General features: G+C 72.9%; 16 protein-coding genes. 3 read left to right on the top strand and 13 right to left on the bottom strand.

Annotated features, from left to right (window positions below; genetic code table 11):
- Positions 1 to 56: 56 nt before the first annotated feature.
- Positions 57 to 452 carry a VOC family protein gene (locus tag ACF08W_RS06000; protein WP_392278565.1) on the bottom strand — a complete coding sequence of 132 codons (396 nt, stop codon included), beginning with the start codon at positions 450 to 452 and terminating at the stop codon, positions 57 to 59.
- On the bottom strand, positions 449 to 1,258 hold the full coding sequence (locus ACF08W_RS05995) for a trans-aconitate 2-methyltransferase (protein WP_352276866.1): 810 nt from the start codon (positions 1,256 to 1,258) through the stop codon (positions 449 to 451). The genes ACF08W_RS06000 and ACF08W_RS05995 overlap by 4 nt, the downstream gene beginning before the upstream one ends.
- Positions 1,259 to 1,346: 88 nt before the next feature.
- On the opposite strand from ACF08W_RS05995, the gene ACF08W_RS05990 reads away from it, so the two are divergent.
- Positions 1,347 to 1,841, top strand: a complete 495-nt coding sequence (locus ACF08W_RS05990; RefSeq protein ID WP_352276865.1) for a MarR family transcriptional regulator — start codon at positions 1,347 to 1,349, stop codon at positions 1,839 to 1,841.
- Here ACF08W_RS05990 and ACF08W_RS05985 read toward each other — a convergent pair.
- From ACF08W_RS05985 to ACF08W_RS05960, 6 genes are all read right to left on the bottom strand, one after another.
- Positions 1,803 to 2,600, bottom strand: a complete 798-nt coding sequence (locus ACF08W_RS05985) for a LuxR C-terminal-related transcriptional regulator (protein WP_385207595.1) — start codon at positions 2,598 to 2,600, stop codon at positions 1,803 to 1,805. The two genes, ACF08W_RS05990 and ACF08W_RS05985, sit on opposite strands and share 39 nt — an antisense overlap.
- A 350-nt stretch (positions 2,601 to 2,950) precedes the next feature.
- The gene (galK, locus tag ACF08W_RS05980; RefSeq protein WP_392278564.1) at positions 2,951 to 4,120 is read right to left on the bottom strand and encodes a galactokinase; all 1,170 of its coding nucleotides are present in this window, start codon (positions 4,118 to 4,120) and stop codon (positions 2,951 to 2,953) included.
- Positions 4,117 to 5,097, bottom strand: a complete 981-nt coding sequence (galE, locus tag ACF08W_RS05975) for a UDP-glucose 4-epimerase GalE (RefSeq protein ID WP_385206748.1) — start codon at positions 5,095 to 5,097, stop codon at positions 4,117 to 4,119. The genes galK and galE overlap by 4 nt, the downstream gene beginning before the upstream one ends.
- On the bottom strand, positions 5,094 to 6,137 hold the full coding sequence (gene galT / locus ACF08W_RS05970; protein ID WP_392278563.1) for a galactose-1-phosphate uridylyltransferase: 1,044 nt from the start codon (positions 6,135 to 6,137) through the stop codon (positions 5,094 to 5,096). The genes galE and galT overlap by 4 nt, the downstream gene beginning before the upstream one ends.
- Before the next feature lie 106 nt (positions 6,138 to 6,243).
- The gene (locus tag ACF08W_RS05965; protein ID WP_385206754.1) at positions 6,244 to 7,146 is read right to left on the bottom strand and encodes a serine hydrolase; all 903 of its coding nucleotides are present in this window, start codon (positions 7,144 to 7,146) and stop codon (positions 6,244 to 6,246) included.
- Positions 7,143 to 8,132, bottom strand: coding sequence for a LysR family transcriptional regulator (locus ACF08W_RS05960; protein ID WP_392278562.1), 990 nt, complete (start codon positions 8,130 to 8,132; stop codon positions 7,143 to 7,145). Before ACF08W_RS05960 ends, ACF08W_RS05965 begins: the two co-directional genes overlap by 4 nt.
- 179 nt (positions 8,133 to 8,311) lie before the next feature.
- Here ACF08W_RS05960 and bla point away from each other — a divergent pair, with 179 nt between their 5' ends.
- Positions 8,312 to 9,265 (top strand): class A beta-lactamase, encoded by a 954-nt coding sequence (gene bla, locus ACF08W_RS05955; RefSeq protein WP_392278561.1) that lies wholly within the window; start codon positions 8,312 to 8,314, stop codon positions 9,263 to 9,265.
- 74 nt (positions 9,266 to 9,339) lie between these two features.
- Here the strand turns inward: bla and ACF08W_RS05950 are convergent, their stop codons facing one another.
- The 5 genes from ACF08W_RS05950 to ACF08W_RS05930 all read right to left on the bottom strand — a co-directional run bounded on the left by ACF08W_RS05950 (position 9,340) and on the right by ACF08W_RS05930 (position 18,197).
- Positions 9,340 to 10,017 (bottom strand): response regulator transcription factor, encoded by a 678-nt coding sequence (locus ACF08W_RS05950; protein WP_352276858.1) that lies wholly within the window; start codon positions 10,015 to 10,017, stop codon positions 9,340 to 9,342.
- Positions 10,018 to 10,185: 168 nt separating this feature from the next.
- Positions 10,186 to 12,111 carry a PQQ-binding-like beta-propeller repeat protein gene (locus tag ACF08W_RS05945; RefSeq protein ID WP_385206767.1) on the bottom strand — a complete coding sequence of 642 codons (1,926 nt, stop codon included), beginning with the start codon at positions 12,109 to 12,111 and terminating at the stop codon, positions 10,186 to 10,188.
- Between the two features lie 169 nt (positions 12,112 to 12,280).
- Entirely contained in the window at positions 12,281 to 14,128 is a 1,848-nt protein-coding gene (locus ACF08W_RS05940; RefSeq protein WP_392278560.1) for a PQQ-binding-like beta-propeller repeat protein, read from the bottom strand.
- Between the two features lie 280 nt (positions 14,129 to 14,408).
- Positions 14,409 to 16,214 carry a PQQ-binding-like beta-propeller repeat protein gene (locus tag ACF08W_RS05935; protein ID WP_392278559.1) on the bottom strand — a complete coding sequence of 602 codons (1,806 nt, stop codon included), beginning with the start codon at positions 16,212 to 16,214 and terminating at the stop codon, positions 14,409 to 14,411.
- Between the two features lie 165 nt (positions 16,215 to 16,379).
- The gene (locus ACF08W_RS05930) at positions 16,380 to 18,197 is read right to left on the bottom strand and encodes an ABC-F family ATP-binding cassette domain-containing protein (protein WP_392278558.1); all 1,818 of its coding nucleotides are present in this window, start codon (positions 18,195 to 18,197) and stop codon (positions 16,380 to 16,382) included.
- A 129-nt stretch (positions 18,198 to 18,326) separates the two neighbouring features.
- On the opposite strand from ACF08W_RS05930, the gene ACF08W_RS05925 reads away from it, so the two are divergent.
- Positions 18,327 to 19,073, top strand: coding sequence for a lipoprotein (locus tag ACF08W_RS05925; protein ID WP_392278557.1), 747 nt, complete (start codon positions 18,327 to 18,329; stop codon positions 19,071 to 19,073).
- Positions 19,074 to 19,107 lie beyond the last annotated feature (34 nt).

The raw sequence follows: 19,107 nt of genomic DNA, 5'->3' as shown, positions 1-19,107 counted from the left end.
CCGGGGCTGTTCACCCGTGGGGATGACGGTGGGGGATGTGCGGCCCAGTGGGGCTTTCAGGGCTGGGGATCCCGTCCATGGGAGGAACAGCCGTCCACCGGTTCCAGGAACTCCAGGCGGTTGCCCACCGGGTCCTCGGCGTAGAAGCGGCGGTGGCCGGGGAGGTGGTCGTCCCAGTGGACGTCGGCGCCGTGTGCCGCGAGGCGGGCGGCGAACGCTTCGATGTCCGTGACGCGCAGGCCCGGGTGGGCCTTGCGGGCCGGGCGGAAGTCCGGCTCGATGCCGAGGTGGAGCTGGACGGGCCCGGCCCGGAACCAGCAGCCGCCGCGGGCCGCGAGCGCCGGTGGCTTGGGGATCTCCGTCATGCCGAGCACCTCCGCGTAGTAGGCGCGCAGGGCGTCCTCCGAGCCGGGCGGGGCGGCGAGCTGTACGTGGTCGAGGGCGGCGATCATCGGCTCTCCTTGTGGGCGACGGCGAAGACGCGGCGGAACGGGAAGACCGTGCCGTGCGGGCCGGCCGGGTAGGCGGTGCGCAGCAGGTCGCGGTAGTCGGCGAGGAAGGCGTCGGTGGCCTCGGGGTCGTCGGCGAGGGCGGTCAGGACGGGGCGCAGGCCGGTGCCCTTCACCCAGTCGAGTACCGGGTCCTCGCCGGGCAGCAGATGCAGGTACGTGGTCTCCCAGACGTCCGTGGTGAGGCCGGGGGCGGTCAGCGCGTCGAGGTAGGCGGCGGGGGTGTCCACGGCGTCGGCGTGGCGCAGGAGGCCGGAGAGGCGGTCGCGCCAGCGCGGGGAGTCGGCGAGTTCCCGCATCAGGGCGTGGCTGGGCTGGTCGAAGTTGCCGGGGACCTGGAAGGCGAGGGTGCCGCCGGGGGTGATCGCGTCGAGCCAGGCGGGGAAGCGGGCGGTGTGGCCGGGGACCCATTGGAGCAGGGCGTTGGAGATGATCAGGGCGTGTGGTTCGGCGGGGGTCCAGGTGGCGGCGTCGGCCTCGGCGAAGTCCAGGCGGGGGCCGGTGCGGGTGCGGGCCCGTTCGAGCATCTGCGGGGAGTTGTCGTAGCCGGTGATCCGGGCGTCGGGCCAGCGGTCGGCGAGCAGGGCGGTCACGTTGCCCGCGCCGCAGCCGAGGTCGGCGATGCGGGGTGCGGGGGTGGCGGGGAGGTCGGGGACGCGGGCGAGGAGGTCGAGGAAGGGGCGGGTGCGGTGGTCGGCGTGGCGCAGGTACTGGTGCGGGTCCCAGGAGGGTGTGCCGGGTGCGGTCATGGGGCCAGGATCACGCCAGATTTATCTTGATGTCAAGACACTTGAATTCAAGAGACTTCATGTCGACAGACCAACTACACTGATCCGCATGGAGGACGAGGTCGACCGACTGGTCGCTGCATGGCGCCGCGAGCGCCCCGACCTCGACGTGGAACCACTCGAGGTGCTCAGCCGCGTCTCCCGCCTGGCCAGGCATCTGGACCGGGCCCGCCGGATCGCCTTCTCCGAGCACGATCTGGAGCCCTGGGAGTTCGACGTGCTGACGTCGCTGCGCCGGGCCGGGGCCCCGTACCAGCTCTCCCCCGGTCAGCTCCTCACCCAGACCCTGGTCACCTCCGGCACGATGACCAACCGGATCGACCGGCTCACCAAGAAGAACCTCGTCGAGCGGCTGCCCGATCCGAACGACCGCCGCGGCGTCCTCGTCCGGCTCACCGCCGAGGGCCGCGACAAGGCCGACCAGTCGCTGGCCGGACTGCTGGCCCAGGAGCGCGCCATCCTGGGCGAGCTCTCCACCCAGCAGCGGGGCGAACTGGCCGGACTGCTACGCCAGTTGACCGCCCCGTTCGACAACATCCCCTAGGGCGCCGCCCGGCGGTGCGGGGTCGGCCGGGCCGACGCCCGCGCGGCGGGCCAGCGCGACCGCGGCCAGGGTGGAGTGCACGCCGAGCTTGCCCAGCACGTTCTGCATATGGGTGCGGACCGTGTGCGGGGAGAGGAAGAGGCGTTCGGCCACCGCCTTGCGGCCCAGGCCAGCCACCATGCAGCGCAGCACCTCGCGCTCGCGCGGGGTCAGCGACTCGACCAGCTGCTCACTCTCGCTGCGGTGCTTGCGCGCCGCCGTCAGCTCCCGCAGTACGCCGGTGAGCAGCGCCGGGGGCAGATGCGTCTCGTCGCGCAGGACGCCCCGGACGACCGCGAGCAGGCGTTGCAGCGAGCAGTCCTTGGCGACCCAGCCGGCGGCCCCGGCCTGGAGGGCGAGCGCGGCACGCCGGGGGTCGTCCCGCTCGGCGAGCACCACCGTGCGCACCGAGGGGCGCCCGGCGCGGACACCGGCGACCAGCGAGATGCCGTCCACCGGGGCGTTCCCCCCGTCGGCCGGAACGGGGACGGGGCCCGGGGGCGGGCGGTCGCCCGCCGGAGACAGGGTGCCGAGGTCGGCGTCGACCAGCATCACGTCGTAGCCGCGCCCCTCCGCCGCGCCCCGCTCCAGGCACCGTAACGCCGCGGGGCCGCTGCCCGCCGCGGACACCTCGACGTCCGGTTCGGCCGCCAGCGCCGCCGCGAGCGACTCGGCGAAGATCCGATGGTCGTCCACCACGAGAACCCGGATACGCACCACAGGCACCCCCCTATGTGTCGGTCCCTGGGGCCACCCCGGGGACGACGAAAAGGGGCCGGTCAGTGCGGGTACGGCGACCCGGATCGGGGATTCGGACCGCAGTCCCACGGCCGCCGCCGTGTGCCGACTGCGAACCCTCCCCGGGTGCCGTACCCGACTGTCTCGTACCCCTGAATCAGCACCGGCCCCCACCGGTGCTGTGCATCAGAGTACGGGCGACGGGCCCGGGCGGAAGTGAATTCACAGAACTGGCCCATGCCGCTTGGGTGTTCGGGCCATAACCGGGATCCGGCCGTCTCCTTCGGATCGGGCCGGACCCCGCGAACCGGGCGTGATCCGGGTGGGACTGCCTACGCGAGGCGGCGGGCGCCTGCCGAGGGGACGGCCGGGAAGATCCGCGGGGCGGTGTACCCGGCCTCGGCGAACGCCTTGCGCACGGCGTCGGAGACCTGCTCCGCGCGCTCCTCCTCGACCAGGACGATCGCCGAGCCGCCGAAGCCGCCGCCGGTCATCCGCGCGCCGAGCGCCCCGGCCGGACCGGCCGCCGACACCACCAGGTCGAGTTCCGGGCAGGAGACCCGCAGGTCGTCGCGGAGCGAGGCGTGTCCGGCGTCCAGGACGGGGCCGACGGCCCGCGCGTCGCCCGCGTCGAGGAGCGCGATGACCCGTTCCACCCGTTCGTTGTCGCCGACCACATGGCGTACGTAGCGGATCACGGACTCGTCCACCCCGGCCCCGGCCAGGGTCTCCAGCGCCTCGTCGAGCCCGGCGTACGGGATCTCGCGCAGGGTGGCCACGCCGAGCGCCGCGGCGCCCGCCTCGCAGCCGGCCCGCCGCTCGGCGTAGGCGCCGTCGCCGAGCGCGTGCTTGACCTGGGTGTCGACCACCAGCAGCCGCAGCCCCTGGGCGGACAGGTCGAAGGGGACCTGGCGCCGGGTGAGGTCGCGGGTGTCGAGGTGCAGGGCGTGGCCCTCGGTGCAGCAGGCGGAGGCCATCTGGTCCATGATCCCGCAGGGCACGCCCACGAAGGCGTTCTCCGCGCGGCGGCCGATCACCGCCAGCTCGGGCAGGGAGAGCCCGAGGTCGAAGAGGTCGTTCAGGGCGAGGGCGGTGACGACCTCCAGCGCGGCGGAGGAGGACAGGCCGGCGCCGGTGGGGACGGTGGAGCTCAGCTGGATGTCCGCCCCGGTGACCGGGTGCCCGGCCTCGCGCAGCGCCCAGGCCACCCCGGCGGGGTACGCGGCCCAGCCGTGGCCCTCGTGCGGGGCCAGTCCGTCGAGCCGGAGCCGGACGACGCCGCCGGGCACGTCGGTGGAGTGGAGCCGCAGTTCGCCGTCGGTGCGGCGGGCGGCGGCGGCGAGCGCGGTGTGCGGCAGGGCGAGCGGCATCACGAAGCCGTCGTTGAAGTCGGTGTACTCGCCGATCAGGTTGACCCGGCCGGGGGCGGCCCAGATCCCTTCCGGCGGGTACCCGTAGAGCTCGGTGAAGGAGGCGGTCAGGGCACCGGTCTCGGTGGTCATGGGGCGGTGGGCTCCTCTCGGCGGGCGAAGTTCCAGGCGTCGGTGACGATTCCGGCCAGGTCGGCGCGGGACGGGGTCCAGCCGAGCCGCTCCCGGGCGGTGGCGGCGGAGGCGACCAGGACGGCGGGGTCGCCCGCGCGGCGGGGGGCGACGACCTCCGGGACGGGGTGGCCGGTGACCGCGCGGACGGTCTCGACGACCTCGCGGACCGAGAAGCCGTTGCCGTTGCCGAGGTTGCAGATCAGGTGCTCGCCCGGGGTCGCGGCCTCCAGGGCCAGCAGGTGGGCCTCGGCGAGGTCGGCGACGTGGATGTAGTCGCGTACGCAGGTGCCGTCGGGGGTCGGGTAGTCGTCGCCGTAGACCGAGATCGAGGCGCGGCGGCCGAGGGCGACCTGGAGGACCAGCGGGATCAGGTGGGACTCGGGGTCGTGCCGCTCCCCGCATGTGCCGTACGCCCCGGCCACGTTGAAGTACCGCAGGGAGACGGCGGCCAGTCCGTGGGCGGCCGCCTCGCCGGTGATCATGTGGTCGACGGCGAGCTTGGTGGCGCCGTAGGGGTTGGTGGGCGCGGTCGGGTCGGTCTCGGTGATCGGGGTGGTGGCCGGTTCGCCGTAGGTGGCGGCGGTGGAGGAGAAGACCAGGGTGCGCACCCCGGCGTCGCGCATCGCGGCGAGCAGCGCGAGGGAGCCGCCGACGTTGTTCACCCAGTACTTCTCGGGGTCGGTGACGGACTCGCCGACCTGGGAGTACGCGGCGAAGTGGAGGACCCCGTCGTAGGAGGCGTCGAGCCACTTCCCGGCGTCCTGGACACGGCCCTCGATGAACTCGGCGCCGGCCGGGACGCCCTCGCGGAAGCCGGTCGAGAGGTCGTCGAGGACGGTGACCGCGTGGCCGGCCTCCAGCAGGTGCTGGGCGACCACGCTGCCGACGTATCCGGCACCGCCGGTGACCAGGTACTTCTTCGGGGGCTTGCTCACTGGCTCGCTACCTCTCTCAGTCGCTTCGCCGCGGCTTCCGGCGGCACGTCGTTGATGAACACGTTCATGCCGGATTCGGAACCCGCGAGGAACTTCAGCTTGCCGGAGGTGCGTCGGATGGTGAAAAGCTCCAGATGGAGCCCGAACTCCTCCCGCCCCTCGACGCCGAACGGTGCCTGGTGCCAGGCGGCGATGTACGGGGTCGGCGGCTCGTCGGGGCCGAAGATCCGGTCGAACCGACGCAAGAGTTCCAGATAGATCTGTGGGAACTCTGTGCGCGCGGCCTCGTCCAGCTCCCGCAGGTCCGGGACGCGGCGGCGCGGGTGGAGGTGGACCTCGTACGGCCAGTGCGCCGCGTACGGCACGAAGGCGATCCAGTGCTCGCCGGCGAGGACGATCCGGGAGCCGTCGGCCTCCTCGCGGGCCACCACGTCGTCGAAGAGGTTGCCGCCGGTCTCGGCCCGGTGGGCGGCCAGAGAGCGGAACATCAGCTCGGTGCGCGGGGTGACGAAGGGGTAGCCGTAGATCTGCCCGTGCGGGTGGCCGAGCGTGACGCCGATCTCGGCACCCCGGTTCTCGAAGCAGAACACCTGCTTGACCTGCGGGAGTTCGGCGAGGGCGGCGGTGCGGTCGGTCCAGGCCGCGAGGACCAGTGCGGCCTGTTCCTCGGTGAGGTCGGCGAAGGACGCCTCGTGGTCGGAGGTGAAGCAGACGACCTCGCAGCGGCCGGAGTCGCCGGCCAGCGAGGGGAAGCGGTTCTCGAAGACGGCGACGTCGTACGTGGCCTCGGGGATCTCGCTGTGCTTGCCGTCCCGCGAGGGGCAGAGCGGGCACTCGTCGGCCGGCGGGTGGTACGTACGGCCCTGGCGGTGCGAGGCGATGGCCACGCTGTCACCGAGGAAGGGGTCGCGGCGGATCTCGGAGGAGGTCGACACGGCGCCGAGCGGGCGCTGGTCGACGGCCTCGCGCACGGTGTCCTCGCGGCGGTCGTAGTAGATCAGCTCCCGGCCGTCGGCGAGCGTCGTAACCGTCTTCTTCACCAGTCTCCTCCCAAACATAACCAAACACAATGAACCACAAGTCAACATGCGCGTCAATGAGTGGCGCCCGCCCGCGGGGAGCGGGCGGGCGCGGGAAAGGGAGGCGTTACAGCTGGCGGAGGTGGTCGCGCAGGCGGCGGGCCACCTCGGACATCAGGGCCTCGGCCCCGGGCTGGGCGCTCGCCGGGACGGAGGATTCCGTGAGCACGGCGACGGCGAAAGTCTGGCCGTCCGCGTGCTCCACGACGCCGACCTCGTGCCGGAGGTTGAGGAGGGTGCCCGTCTTGGAGGACCAGGTGCTGGCGTCGGAGGCGAAGTCCGGGGCGAGCCGGTGCCGCAGGACGTTGTCGCCCAGGAGGCCGCGGACCCGCCCGGCCACCTCCGGGTGGATCGCCGAGGGCGTCCACAGGGCCTGGAGCAGGTCGACGAAGGCGCGGGCGCTGCCGGTGTTGGCACGGGTGGTGTCGAGCTGCGGCACCCGGTGCCCGCGACCGCCCGTACCGGCGTCGATGGCCAGTGCGTGGGCGAGGTGGCGCCCCGCCGCGTCGAAGCGTTCGACGGGGGTGTCGGTCAGCTCGCCCATGGTGTGCCGGACGGTGATCCCGCCCAGGCCCAGCTCGTGGAGGATCGCGGCGACCCGGGGCGGCGGGGTCAGGTCGAAGAGCGCGTCGGCGGCGGCGCTGTCGCTCAGGCAGGTGCTCAGGTAGAGCAGGTCGTCGATCGCCATCCGGGCGGGGTGGCGGAAGCGGCTCAGCCCGGTCGGGCCGGGGGTGGTGATCCGGCCGGGGAGGACGTCGATCATGGTCGCCCCGTCGAGTTCGCCCCGGTGGACGCGGACCGCGGTCGCCAGTGCCAGCGGGAGCTTGATCAGGGAGGCGGCGGGCAGCCGGGTGTCCGGGTCGATGCCCAGCTCGTCGCCCGTGCGCAGGTCCCGGACGAGCAGGCAGCCGCGCAGACCGCCGTCGTCCAGCCGGCGGCGCAGCGCGCGCAGCAGGGTCTCGCTGTTCACGTCGCGGGGCCCTTCTCGCGGCCGCCGGTGCGCGGGGTGCGTCGGGTGTGCGGGGTGCGTGCGGTACGTGCGGTACGTCCGGGGCCGGGCGGAACTTCTGGGGCGGCGGGGCGGGGCGGGGCACCGAGGCAGCGCGCCAGGGCTTCGTCCAACTGGTCCCGCAGGGGCCGGGGGTCGCCCTCGGCGGCGGCCACGAGCGCGTAGCCACGGCCGAGGGGGAGCTCTCCGACGGGGCGCCAGTGCAGGCCGAACTCGCGGGCCTGGTCCGGGGAGCACAGCAGCAGGTCCCGCGTCCGGAGGACCTCGGCCAGGGCGGTCGTCGGATCGGCCGCGACGGCGAGCTGCCCGGGACGCAGCCCCAGCGCGTCCCGCAGCCGGGTCAGCGGGTCGCGCAGGTGCGGTACGTCGTCCTCGGGCTGGAGCCACACATGGCGGGCCGGGCCGGTGGAGCCGCGCCCGAGCCGAAGGGTCTCCAGGTAGACGCGGTTCACGCCGGGGTCCCCGGCCCCGGCCAGGCCGAGGGGGACGGACCAGACCGCCTCGTCGGCCGGCACGGCCAGCAGGGCGGCGCGGACCTGCTGGAGGCGGACCAGTTCGGCGCGGCGCGCGGGTGGTGCGACGCGGAGGTCGAGGACGAGGCCGTGGTCCCGGGCCTCGGCCACCAGGTGGGCGAGGGCCACGGCGGAGCAGGTGCCGGGCACCGCGAGCCGCACCGGCCTGCTGCCGGCCGCCCGCGCCTCGTGGATCAGGTCGTCGGCCGCCTGCACGAGCTGCCGGGCCGCCGGGAGGAGGTCCCGGCCGAACGGGGTGAGGACCGCGGCCCGGCGCGAGGTCCGCTCGAAGAGCCGCTCGCCGAGGCGTTCTTCGAGCGCGGCGATGCGGCGGCTGGCGACCGGCTGCGACATCCGGGCCGCGGCGGCGCCGACGGTGAAGCCGCCGCGCTCCCCGACGCTGACGAACGCGCGACACGCTCCGACAAGGTCCACGCAGGCATCCTAGAAGGGTCACATGCGGAAAGGGCATGGAACCGGCCATGCGCGTATTGGACCGTATGTCGGTGCGGGGGCCAGGGTGTTCGTACGCCCTCACCCCACCGGGACGGAGCCTTCTGCCGCTCCGTCCCCCGACTGCCCTGCCCCGAGCGGGGCGACCGGAGGTACGGATCATGCGCATTGCCCGTTCCCACCGCACCAGGCTCGGAGCGCTCGCCGCCGTTCTCGCGTTGACCCCGCTGACGGCCTGCGGTGCGGAGTCCGAGGACCGGTCCGCGTCCCCGTCCTCGTCCTCCGTCCCGTCCTCGTCCGCGCCGGGCGCGGCGGGGAAGGGCGCCGTGAAGCCGTACGCGGGGCGGCTCGAGGAGTTGGAGCGCGAGTTCGACGCCCGGCTGGGCGTGTACGCCGTCGACACCGGCACCGGGCGGGAGGTGGCGTTCCACGACGGCGAGCGGTTCGCCTTCCACTCCACGTTCAAGGCCCTGGAGGCCGGTGCCGTGCTCCGCGAGTTCTCCCTCGACGGGATGGACAAGCGGATCAGGTACACGCGGGACGACCTGATCCCCAACTCTCCCGTGACCGAGAAGCATGTGCGGACCGGGATGACGCTGGCCGAACTGTGCGACGCCGCCGTCCGCTTCAGCGACAACGCGGCGGCCAACCTGCTCTTCGACGAGATCGGCGGGCCCGCGGGACTCGACGCCGTACTGGAGGGCATCGGGGACGACGTGACCCGGATGGACCGCCGCGAGACCGCGCTGAGCCGGTGGGTGCCGGGTGAGCAGCGGGACACGACGACGCCCCGGGCCCTCGCCGGGGACCTGCGCGCCTTCGTCCTCGGTGACGTCCTCCCGAAGCCGGAGCGGGCGCAGCTCACGCGGTGGCTGCGGGACAACACCACCGGGGACGAGCTCATCAGGGCCGGGGTGCCCAAGGGGTGGGAGGTCGCCGACAAGACCGGGACCGGCACCTACTACGGCGGCCGCAACGACATCGCCGTGGTGTGGCCGCCGGGATCCGCCCCCGTCGTCATGGCCATCCTCTCCCACCGCAACACCAAGGACGCCCCTTACGACAACCGGCTGATCGCCCGGGCCGCGGCCGTGGTCAGCGCGTCCCTGTCCTGAGGGCGGAACGGCCTTCGTAACGGCCTTAGGAACGGCCTTAGGAACGGCCTTAGGAACGGTCTTCGGGACACGCCCTACGCGGTTCCGGGGCGGGTGGCGCGGTCCAGCAGTCCGGTGCGGGCGGCGAGGGCGGCGGCCTCCAGGCGGGAGCCGACGCCCAGCTTCATCAGCACCCGCTGGACGTGCGTCCGCGCGGTGCTGGGCGCGATCCCCATCCCGGCCGCGATGACCCGGGTGTCCTCGCCCTCGGCGACCCGGACCAGGACCTCGACCTCGCGCGGGGTGAGCAGCCGGAGCAGCCGCCGGCCCTCGTCGTCCGGGGCCGCGGCCGGGTTGAGGAGTTCGGCGAAGGCGCTGCGCAGCAGTTGCGGCGCGACCGCGGCCTCGCCGGCCCGCGCCTTGACCATGGCCCGCTCGACGCCCTCCATGCGCTCGTCGTGGCGGACGTATCCGGCGGCGCCGGCCGCGAAGGCCGCCGCGATGCCGCGCGGGCTGGGCACCGGTCCGAGCACCACGACGGCCACCTGCGGGCGCTCCCGCCTGATCCGTGCGACCGGGTCGAAGGTGCCGGGGGCGGCGGGGGCGGCGGTGCCGAAGAGGCAGACCTCCGGGGCCCTGCTGACGACCAGTTCGGCCGCGCCGGCCGTCGGCGCGGTCGCCGCGAGGACGCGGTGGCCGCGGAGTTTCATCGCCGAGGCGAGCGCCTCGGCGAGCAGCCTGTGATCATCGACCACCATCAGCCGCACGCCCATCGCACACACCCCCGTCGCACCGGCACGCCGGGCACCCCGGCTTTCCTGGTCCGGCAAGTTACACGCTTGTTCGACGCCGAGGGGCGCCTTACGGCCAAAAGGCGACGGGACACGCGAAGGGGGTGGCGCCCGTCCCCGGGCACCACCCCCTTCGTACTTACGCGCGTGTCAGCCCCGGCTGAAGCTGACGACCAGTCGGCGGTCGTTGTCCAGCGAACCGCTCGGCTTGCTGACCATCGTGGCGGACAGGAAGAGGTGCCCGTCGCTGTAGACGAACTCGGTGTAGTCCGGCGTGAAGCTGGTCTCCGCGTTGCGGACCGATTCGTCGCTCGGGTTCTCCATCAGCACCGTCTGCTTGAAGGTGGCACCGTCGATGGAGACGACCTGGCCGCCCTTGTCGTACGGCGGCTCCCGGTACGCGATGATGTTGCCGCCGTCCATCCGGAGCGGGAACATCGTGTAGCGGTTGCCGGCGTCGGCCCGGTCGCCGGTCTGCTTGCCGGTGGTGAGGTCGAAGGAGACGATCTCGTTGGTGTTGCCGTAGTCGCCGGTGCCCTCGTGCTCCTCGGTCGGCAGGTAGATGCGGTTGTTGCCGACCGCGAGCTGGCTGCAGCTCTCGACCTCGGTGGAGGCGCAGCGCGCCGCGTACTTCTCGGCGTCGGCGGCGATCCGGGTGGTCAGCTTGCCGGTCTCGGCGTCGATCGAGAAGAAGTCCGAGATGCCGCTGCCGTCACCGGCGGTGTCGCCGACGTCGGCCGCGACCACCAGCGGCTTGGTGGAGACGATGCTCGCGTAGTCGACGCCGGGCGGCATCTTGTACGAGGAGATCGGGGCCCCGGAGGTGGGGTTCAGCGCCTGGATGACGAGCTGCGGGTCGTCGTACGTGCCGCACTTGCGGACCACGGCGAGGGCGGGGCCGCCGCCGTAGCCGAGGTCGTAGCAGCCGTCGGAGGAGGTCTTCGGCTTCCAGCGCTCGGCGCCGGTGTTCAGGTCGAAGGCGGCGCCGCCCTCCAGGCCGCCCGCGGCGACGGTGGTGCCGCTGACGGTGACCTCGGCGAACCGGACCGGGGCGTCACCGCTGGTGGCGGCGGTGATCGACTTGCTCCAGAGCAGCTTGCCGGTCTTCAGGTCGAGCGCGCCGACCTGGTTGCACGGCGGGTACTTGAGCTGCTTGGTGGGCTTGCTCTGCTGGAAGAGGATCGCGGTCCGGAAGTCGTCGGACATGTGCCGGGAGGCGGCGCAGACCTGGCCCGCGAGCGGGATGGACCAGAGCTTGGCGCCCTTCTTGGCCGGGTCGTAGGCGACGATCTCGTTCAGCCCGGTCTTGACGTACGCCTTGTCGGTCAGCCAGGAGCCGTCGACCTTGGTGACCTCGGTGACCTTGGGCATGGGTACCTGGAAGGCGACCGTGGACTTGGGGTCGGAGGGGGCCTTCTCCTTGCCCGCGCCGTCGGTGGCTCCGCCGCCCTTGTTCTCGCCGTCCGTCCCGCCGCTGGTGCCGCCGGACTGGGTGGCCTCGTCCTTCTTGTCGTCGCCGCTGTTGGCGTACCAGATCCCGCCGCCCACGATGAGGACGACGGCCACGGCGGCGGCCACGATGATCTGCATCTGGGTGGTGAACTTCTTGCCGCCGCCGGTGTTCTGCGGCGGCATCGGCTGCTGCTGCATCGGCGCGGTCGGGTAGCCGTAGCCCTGCTGGGGCGGCGCGCCGGGCGGCATGCCCTGGGGGAAGCCGTAGCCCTGCTGCGGCTGGCCGGGCACGGGGGCCTGCGGGTAGCCGTAGCCGGGCTGGGCGGGCTGGGTCTGCGGGTAGCCGTAGCCCGGCTGGGTCTGCGGGTAGCCGTACCCGGCGCCCGGCTGCTGCTGTTGCTGCGGCGGCGGGGTCGGGGAGCCGTACCCGCCGGGCGGCGTCGCGGGGGACTGCGGGCCCTGAGGTGTCTGGGGCGCCTGGGGTGGCTGGGCACCGGCGGGTGGCGGGGTCGGGGCGCCGAATCCACCGGGCGGCGGGTCCTGCGGGGCACCGAACCCGCCCGGCGGCGGGTCCTGCGGGGCGCCGAATCCGCCCTGGGGCGGCTCGTTGGGCGGCTGCGTCATGGCGTACGTACCTCTGGGAGGGGACTGGAGGGACTGGAAGGAAAGAGAGTGGTGGGACGGGGGGCGGCGGGGCGGGCGTTGCGAACCGGCCGCCCCGCCGGCCGTGAGCCGTGGGGCTTCGGCGGCCGGTCCCCACCGGGGTCCGGCCGTCGAGGGACTTCCTGAGCCGTCAGTTGCCGAAGGCCATCATGGTCTTCGTCTCCAGCTCTTCCTTGTCGTTTCTGGCGCTGACCCGGCCGCTGGCGAGGAAGGAGCGGCCGTCCGCGTAGACGATCTGCGGCCGGTAGAAGCTCTTCTCCAGCTGGGACGTCGACGAGGGGTGCGTCAGCACCGTCTTCACTGCGCCTCCGGTCGGGGCGAGGGTGGCGATGCCGCCGCCGCGCTGGTAGCCGGGCTCCATGTAGAGCAGCACGTTGGCGCCGTCCATGCGCAGCGGCTTCACCGTGGTCTTGGCCGGGGCCGTGGCCTTCCACTTCGGCTTGCCGGTGTTCAGGTTGAACGCCACGACCTTGTTGGTCTGTTCGAGCCCGCCGCCCGCGTCGGTCGCGATGTAGAAGGTGTTGGCGTCGGCGGCGACCCCGGTGCACCCGTCGAGGGACTTGCCGAAGACGGCGAAGGCGCTGCCGCAGTCCGGGGCGAACGAGTCGCCCTTGTCACTGGAGAGGCCGGAGCGCAGCGTGCCGTCGTGCTTCAGCGCGAGGATGCTCCACTCCTTCTCCTTCTTCAGCGAGACGACCAGCGGGTCCACCGAGTAGACCTTGTCGATCTCCCAGCCGCGCTTGGGCTGGTACGTCCACCGGGCCTTGCCGGTCGCCGGGTCGATCTCCTGGATCTGGTGCTGCGGGTTGTCGACGTCGTCGGTGCGGCAGCTGGCGGCGGCGATCAGCTTGGAGCCGCCGGCGAACGCGAAGGGCTGGCAGTTGCCCGCGGGCTTGCCGAACAGTTCCTTGCCGTCGCTGACCCGGTACGCGTTGGAGTTCCCGGTGCGGGCGACGGTGACCGTGTCGCCGCTGACGGCGAGGGAGATGTCCGAGAGGAAGTCCCAGGTGCCGTTCTTCTTGACGGACTTCTTCCAGCCCGCCTTGCCGGTCTTCAGGTCGATCATCTGGAGGTCCGCGCAGTCGGCCCGGCTGGTGGTGCCGTTCTTGACCCCGATGACGATCTTGCCGTCGGCGGTGGTCTGGTTGGGGGCAGCGCACAGGTCGGCGGGCAGGTCGACCGACCACTTCTTCTTGCCGTCGGCGACGGAGTAGCCGGTGACCTGGCGGTACATGCCCTTGACGATCGTGTCGCCGACCACCCAGGGGCCGCGTACGTCGGAGCCGTTGCGCGGCAGGTCCACGTCGTTCGTCTGGAGCCAGAGGACCTTGGCCTCGCCGGCCTTGCGCCCGGCGTTGAGGTCCCCGTCGCCGCCGCGGCCCGTGCCGTCGCCGTTGCCGTCGCCCTGGTCGACGGAGGCGGAGACGCTCGGCTTGGCGCCCTCACTCTCCTTCGCGACGGGCTTGTCGTCGGAGCCGCCGCTCGTGGCGACGTAGACGCCGGTGCCGATCACCGCGAGCGCGGCGACCGCGGCACCGATGATGATCGCGGGCTTGCGCTTGGCGGAGCCGCCGCCCGGACCGCCCGGACCGCCCGGGGCCGGGGCGCCCGGGTACTGCTGCTGCGGGTAGCCGTAACCCGGCTGCTGCTGCCCGTACGGACCAGGCTGCTGGCCGTAGGGTCCGGGCTGTTGGGCGTACGGGCCCGGCTGCTGCTGGGTGGGGGCTGCGGGCTGCTGCCCGTACGGGCCGGGCTGCTGGGCGTACGGGCCCGGCTGCTGCTGGCCGTACGGGCCGGGCTGGGGCTGGGTCGGCGGCTGAGGCGGCTGGGGCTGCTGAGGGGCCTGCTGCGGGTAGCCGTAGCCCGGCTGGGTCGGCGGCTGGGGCGGGGCCTGGGGCGGCTGAGGAGTTCCCGGCGGCGGGTCCTGCGGCGCGCCGAAGCCTCCCTGCGGCGGTTGCTGGCTGGGCGGCTGGGTCATCAGCACGTCCCCCTTCGTGCGGTCCGGATGCCCGTTCCGATCTCCCCCGCGATTCCGTGGAACACCACGGGGCCGAAACCCCGCCGAATTCCCCGGAAAGGAGCGAATCGGGCATGGATCCCGCGGCGTTGCGTCAGTCGAGCGGGGCTTCTTTGTACCACCCGCGGATGCCCGGACAGCGGGTCGGTCCATCCCCTGTTCCCAAGGGAGAACCGCCCCGTGATGGCTCCGTTACGCCTGGGACCTTGCGTTCGTACCAAGGTTTCCACCCGTCGCGGCGTCAGTCGCCGAACATCTCCAAGGACTTCGCCCGTACCTCGTCCCCGTCCTTGATCCCGCTGATGAACGTGGTCATCACCAGGGAACGGCCGTCCCGGTAGACGACCCGGGGCTGGAACAGGGAGCGTTCGGTCGGCGATCCCGCGTCCGGGTGCTGGAGCAGCAGTTCGGGCTTGCCGCCGGTCTGCGGCAGGGCGGCGATGGCACCGCCCTTCTTCGACTCCGGTTCCACGTAGAGGATCAGCCGGCCGTTCTCCGTCCGCAGCGGCATCATGCCCTGTCCGGCGGGGGCCGGGGACCGCCAGCGGGGCTTACCGGTGGCCAGGTCGAAGGCGACGACCTTGTTGTCGACGGCGGAGTCGGAGGCGTCGGCGCCGAAGGGCTTGGTCGCCAGGTAGACCGTCCGGTCGTCGGTGGCCACCCCGGCGCAGTTGTCGAGGTTCCCGTTGCCGGTGATCAGGTCGGAGTCGCACTGCACCCGGTAGTCCTCCCCCTTGCCGCCGACCAGCTGGGAGCGGTAGGTGCCGTCCGGGTTGAGCGTGATGATCGCCCAGCCCTTCTCCTCCTTCTTCTCCAGGGAGACGACCAGCGGATTGACGGAGTAGAACTGCCCGATCTGCCAGCCCTTCTTGACCTTGTACTTCCACAGGAGCTTTCCGGTGGCCGGGTCGATCCGCTCGACCAGCTGCTCCTTGTGGTCGTCCTCGGCCGTCTGGCAGCTCGCCGCCGCGATGCCCTCCGGGCCGCTGGCGAATCCGAACGGCTGGCAGTTGCCGGGGAGTTCACCGAAGAGCACCTTGCCGTCACTGATCCGGAAGGCGTCCGTCCGGGTCGTGCGGCCGACGGTCACGGTGTTGCCGTTGGTCGCCATCGCGAGGTCGGAGAGCATGTCCCAGGCCCCCTGGCGCCGGTAGCTCTTGAACCAGCCGGCCTTGCCCGTCCTGAGGTCGACCATCTGGAGCCCGTTGCACATCGCCCTGTCGCCGGTGCCGACCTCGACCCCGAGGACGATCTTGCCGTCTGCGGTCGCCTGCGACGGGGCCCCGCACATCCGGCCGGGGAGTTGGAGGGTCCACTTCTCGGCGCCGTCGCCGACCGCGTAGGCGGAGACGGTGCGGTACATCGCCTTGACGACGGTGTCGCCGACGAACCAGGGACCGTACGCGTTCTGGCCGTTGCGGGGCAGGTCGATGCCGCCCTCCTGGAGCCAGAGGACCTTCGCCTCGCCCTTGCCGCGCAGCTTGTTGATGCCGTCCGCCTCGGCGCGCAGGTCGCTCGGGCCGGGGCTCTCCTCGCCCTTGCCGGTGGGCTTGGGGGCGGGGACGGTGGGACTCGCGCTCGCCTTCCCGCCGGGCGGCGGGTCGTCGCTGCCGCCCGTGGCCAGCCAGACGCCGCCCCCGGCGAGCAGCGCGACCGCGATCACGCCGCCGACGATCGCCCCGCGCCGCCCCCGGAAGAAGCCGCCCCCACCGTAGGAGCCGCCCGCCGGAGGGCCGGGAGGCGTCTGGGGCGGTGCGCCGTACGGACCGGGCTGGGACGGCACGTTGTACGGACCGGGCTGGGTCGGAGCGTTGTACGGACCGGGCTGCTGGGGCGGCGTGCCGTACGGGCCCGGCTGCTGGGCCGGGGCGTTGTACGGGCCCGGCTGGGCGGGCGCTCCGTACGGGCCGGACTGCTGCGGCGGCCGGCCGTACGGGTTCGGCTGCTGCCCGTACGGGTTCGGCGGGGGGTCGTACGAGGCCGGCGGTGGGTCGTACGGAGCCCCGAAGCCCTCCTGCGGCGGCTGCTGGCCGGGCGGCTGGGTCATCAGCACGTCCCCCTTCGTGCGGATCGGCCCGGCTGCGGCACCGGGGCAAGGTTTCTTTCTATCACCCGCCCCGTGAGCCCCATCCGTCACACCTGACGCACCCGCCACACCACCGCGTTCCCGTCAGCTTTCAGGCGCCATGCGTCGGCCGCCCCGCGTCAGCCGTCAGGCGTCCTCGGCCAGTTCGAGCCAGCGCATCTCCAACTCGTCGCGCTCGGCGACCAGTTCACGCAGCTCCGCGTCGAGCGCGGCGACCTTCTCGAAGTCCGTGGCGTGCTCCGCGATCTGCGCGTGCAGCGCGGTCTCCCGGGTGGAGATCTTGTCGAGCTGCCGCTCGACCTTCTGGAGCTCCTTCTTCGCCGCGCGGGCGGCCTGCGGGGAGACCGTCGCCGCCGGGGCGGCCGTCTCCTTCGCCGGGGCGGGGGCGGCGGACGGGGTGGCCGCCTCCTCCATCCGCTGCCTGCGCTCCAGGTACTCGTCGATCCCCCGCGGCAGCATCCGCAGCGTGCGGTCGCCGAGCAGGGCCATCACCCGGTCCGTGGTGCGCTCGATGAAGAACCGGTCGTGGGAGATAACGACCATCGACCCGGGCCAGCCGTCGAGGAGGTCCTCCAGCTGGGTCAGGGTCTCGATGTCGAGGTCGTTGGTCGGCTCGTCGAGGAAGAGGACATTCGGTTCGTCCATCAGCAGGCGCAGGATCTGGAGCCGGCGCCGCTCACCGCCGGAGAGGTCGCCGACCGGCGTCCACTGCTTCTCCTTCGTGAAGCCGAACCGCTCGCAGAGCTGGCCCGCGGTCATCTCCCGGCCCTTGCCGAGGTCGACCCGGTCGCGTACCTGCTGGACGGCCTCCAGGACCCGCAGCGCCGGGTCGAGCTCGCGGACCTCCTGGGAGAGGTAGGCCAGCTTGACGGTCTTGCCGACGACGACCTTCCCGGCGGCGGGCTGCACGTCGCCCTGGGTGCGGGCCGCCTCGGCGAGCGTCCGCAGCAGCGAGGTCTTGCCCGCGCCGTTGACCCCGACCAGGCCGATCCGGTCGCCGGGGCCGAGCTGCCAGGTGAGGTGCTGGAGCAGGGTCTTCGGGCCGGCCTGGACGGTCACGTCCTCCAGGTCGAAGACGGTCTTGCCGAGCCGGGCGTTGGCGAACCGCATCAGCTCGCTCGTGTCGCGCGGCGGCGGCACGTCGGCGATCAGCTCGTTGGCCGCCTCGATGCGGTAGCGCGGCTTCGACGTACGGGCGGGGGCGCCGCGGCGCAGCCAGGCCAGCTCCTTGCGGACCAGGTTCTGCCGCTTGGTCTCCTCGGTGGCGGCGATCCGCTCGCGCTCGGCGCGGGCGAAGACGTAGTCGGAGTAGCCGCCCTCGTACTCGTAGACCGAACCGCGCTGGACGTCCCACATGCGGGTGCAGACCTGGTCGAGGAACCAGCGGTCGTGGGTGACGCAGACGAGTGCGGAACGGCGGGCGCGCAGATGGCCGGCGAGCCAGGAGATGCCCTCGACGTCGAGGTGGTTGGTGGGCTCGTCGAGGACGATCAGGTCCGGTTCGCCGATGAGCAGCTTGGCCAGGGCGATCCGGCGCCGCTCGCCGCCGGAGAGCGGGGCGATGACGGTGTCCAGACCGTGCTCGAAGCCGGGCAGGGCGAGGCCGCCGAAGAGGCCGGTGAGCACGTCGCGGATCTTGGCGCTGCCCGCCCACTCGTGGTCGGCGAGGTCGCCGATCACCTCGTGGCGGATGGTGGCCGCGGGGTCGAGCGAATCGTGCTGGGTGAGGACGCCGAGCCGCAGCCCGCCGCTGTGCGTGACGCGGCCGCTGTCCGCCTCCTCCAGCCGGGCGAGCATCCGGATCAGCGTGGTCTTGCCGTCGCCGTTGCGGCCCACGACGCCGATCCGGTCCCCCTCGGACACGCCGAGGGACACCCCGTCGAGCAGGGCACGGGTGCCGTACACCTTGCTGACCTGCTCGACATTGACCAGATTGACGGCCATTTCACTCCTGCCCGGTGGATCGATCGACTCTCCAGGGTAATCGGCCGACGGCTGCGCTAGCGTGCGGCGACCGATCAAGGGCCGCGGCCCAGGTCGGAAGGGTTCGGCATTTCGGGAGTGGGGACATCGATGGGGAATTCCACGGCGCACGGCGTCCGGCGCGACGCCATGGACGGCGCCACGGACGGCGCCCTGCACGGTGCACGGCGCGACGCCGCTCGCGGGCCGGTTCGCGGTGTGGCCGCGGCGGTGGCGGTGCTGGCGGCGTTCGTCCTGGTGGGCTGCACGTCCCCGGCACGGGACGCGGACGCCGGGAAGCCGTCGCGGAAGGCGGACGCGGAGGCAGGGGCGAAAGCGGGGACGGCCGGGAGGACCGCCGCCGGGGTGGGTTCGGTCGGCGCCGCCGGCTCGGCCTGCCCGATGCCCCTCTCCTTCGACCTCGCGGCGTCCTGGAAGCCGAAGGCGGCCCATGTCGACAAGGACTCCGAGCTGGGCGCCGCGCTGGGAGTGCAGGGCGGGGCCACCCTGATCTGCGAGATCGACGCGAAGCCCGCGGGGAACATCGGGTTCCTGCGGGTGTGGCGGGGCGAGAAGTCCGACGCCACCCCGCGCCGGGCCCTGGAGAGGTTCACGGCGGCCGAGGAGGGCGCGGAGAAGTTCGTCTACACCGAGGTCAGGGCCGGTGACCTGCCCGCGGTCGAGGTGGCCTACACGGCCCACAGCGAGCTGCTGGACGAGAGCAAGAAGGAGCGGGCGTTCGCCGTCGCCACCCCGGACGGCCCGGTCGTGGTCCACCTGGGCGGGATGGACACGCGGGAGCACGAGCAGATGCTCCCGGCCTACGAGCTGGCGAAGAAGACCGTGCGGCTGGGCTGACCGGGCGGAGGGCGCGGGAGCCCGCCCCCTCCGG

The organism is Streptomyces sp. NPDC015144, from assembly GCF_043079735.1.
Lineage (GTDB): Bacteria > Actinomycetota > Actinomycetes > Streptomycetales > Streptomycetaceae > Streptomyces.
This window is presented reverse-complemented; position numbering and strand designations above follow the sequence as displayed.

Bases quoted from the DNA above. Each gene is read 5' to 3' on its own strand.
- ACF08W_RS05945 (WP_385206767.1), bottom strand. From the start codon at position 12,111: ATGACGCAGCCGCCCAACGAGCCGCCCCAGGGCGGATTCGGCGCCCCG.
- ACF08W_RS05990 (WP_352276865.1), top strand. From the start codon at position 1,347: ATGGAGGACGAGGTCGACCGACTGGTCGCTGCATGGCGCCGCGAGCGC.
- ACF08W_RS05935 (WP_392278559.1), bottom strand. From the start codon at position 16,214: ATGACCCAGCCGCCCGGCCAGCAGCCGCCGCAGGAGGGCTTCGGGGCT.
- ACF08W_RS06000 (WP_392278565.1), bottom strand. From the start codon at position 452: ATGATCGCCGCCCTCGACCACGTACAGCTCGCCGCCCCGCCCGGCTCG.
- ACF08W_RS05930 (WP_392278558.1), bottom strand. From the start codon at position 18,197: ATGGCCGTCAATCTGGTCAATGTCGAGCAGGTCAGCAAGGTGTACGGC.
- ACF08W_RS05925 (WP_392278557.1), top strand. From the start codon at position 18,327: ATGGGGAATTCCACGGCGCACGGCGTCCGGCGCGACGCCATGGACGGC.
- ACF08W_RS05950 (WP_352276858.1), bottom strand. From the start codon at position 10,017: ATGGGCGTGCGGCTGATGGTGGTCGATGATCACAGGCTGCTCGCCGAG.
- ACF08W_RS05940 (WP_392278560.1), bottom strand. From the start codon at position 14,128: ATGACCCAGCCGCCCAGCCAGCAACCGCCGCAGGGAGGCTTCGGCGCG.
- ACF08W_RS05995 (WP_352276866.1), bottom strand. From the start codon at position 1,258: ATGACCGCACCCGGCACACCCTCCTGGGACCCGCACCAGTACCTGCGC.
- galK (WP_392278564.1), bottom strand. From the start codon at position 4,120: ATGACCACCGAGACCGGTGCCCTGACCGCCTCCTTCACCGAGCTCTAC.
- bla (WP_392278561.1), top strand. From the start codon at position 8,312: ATGCGCATTGCCCGTTCCCACCGCACCAGGCTCGGAGCGCTCGCCGCC.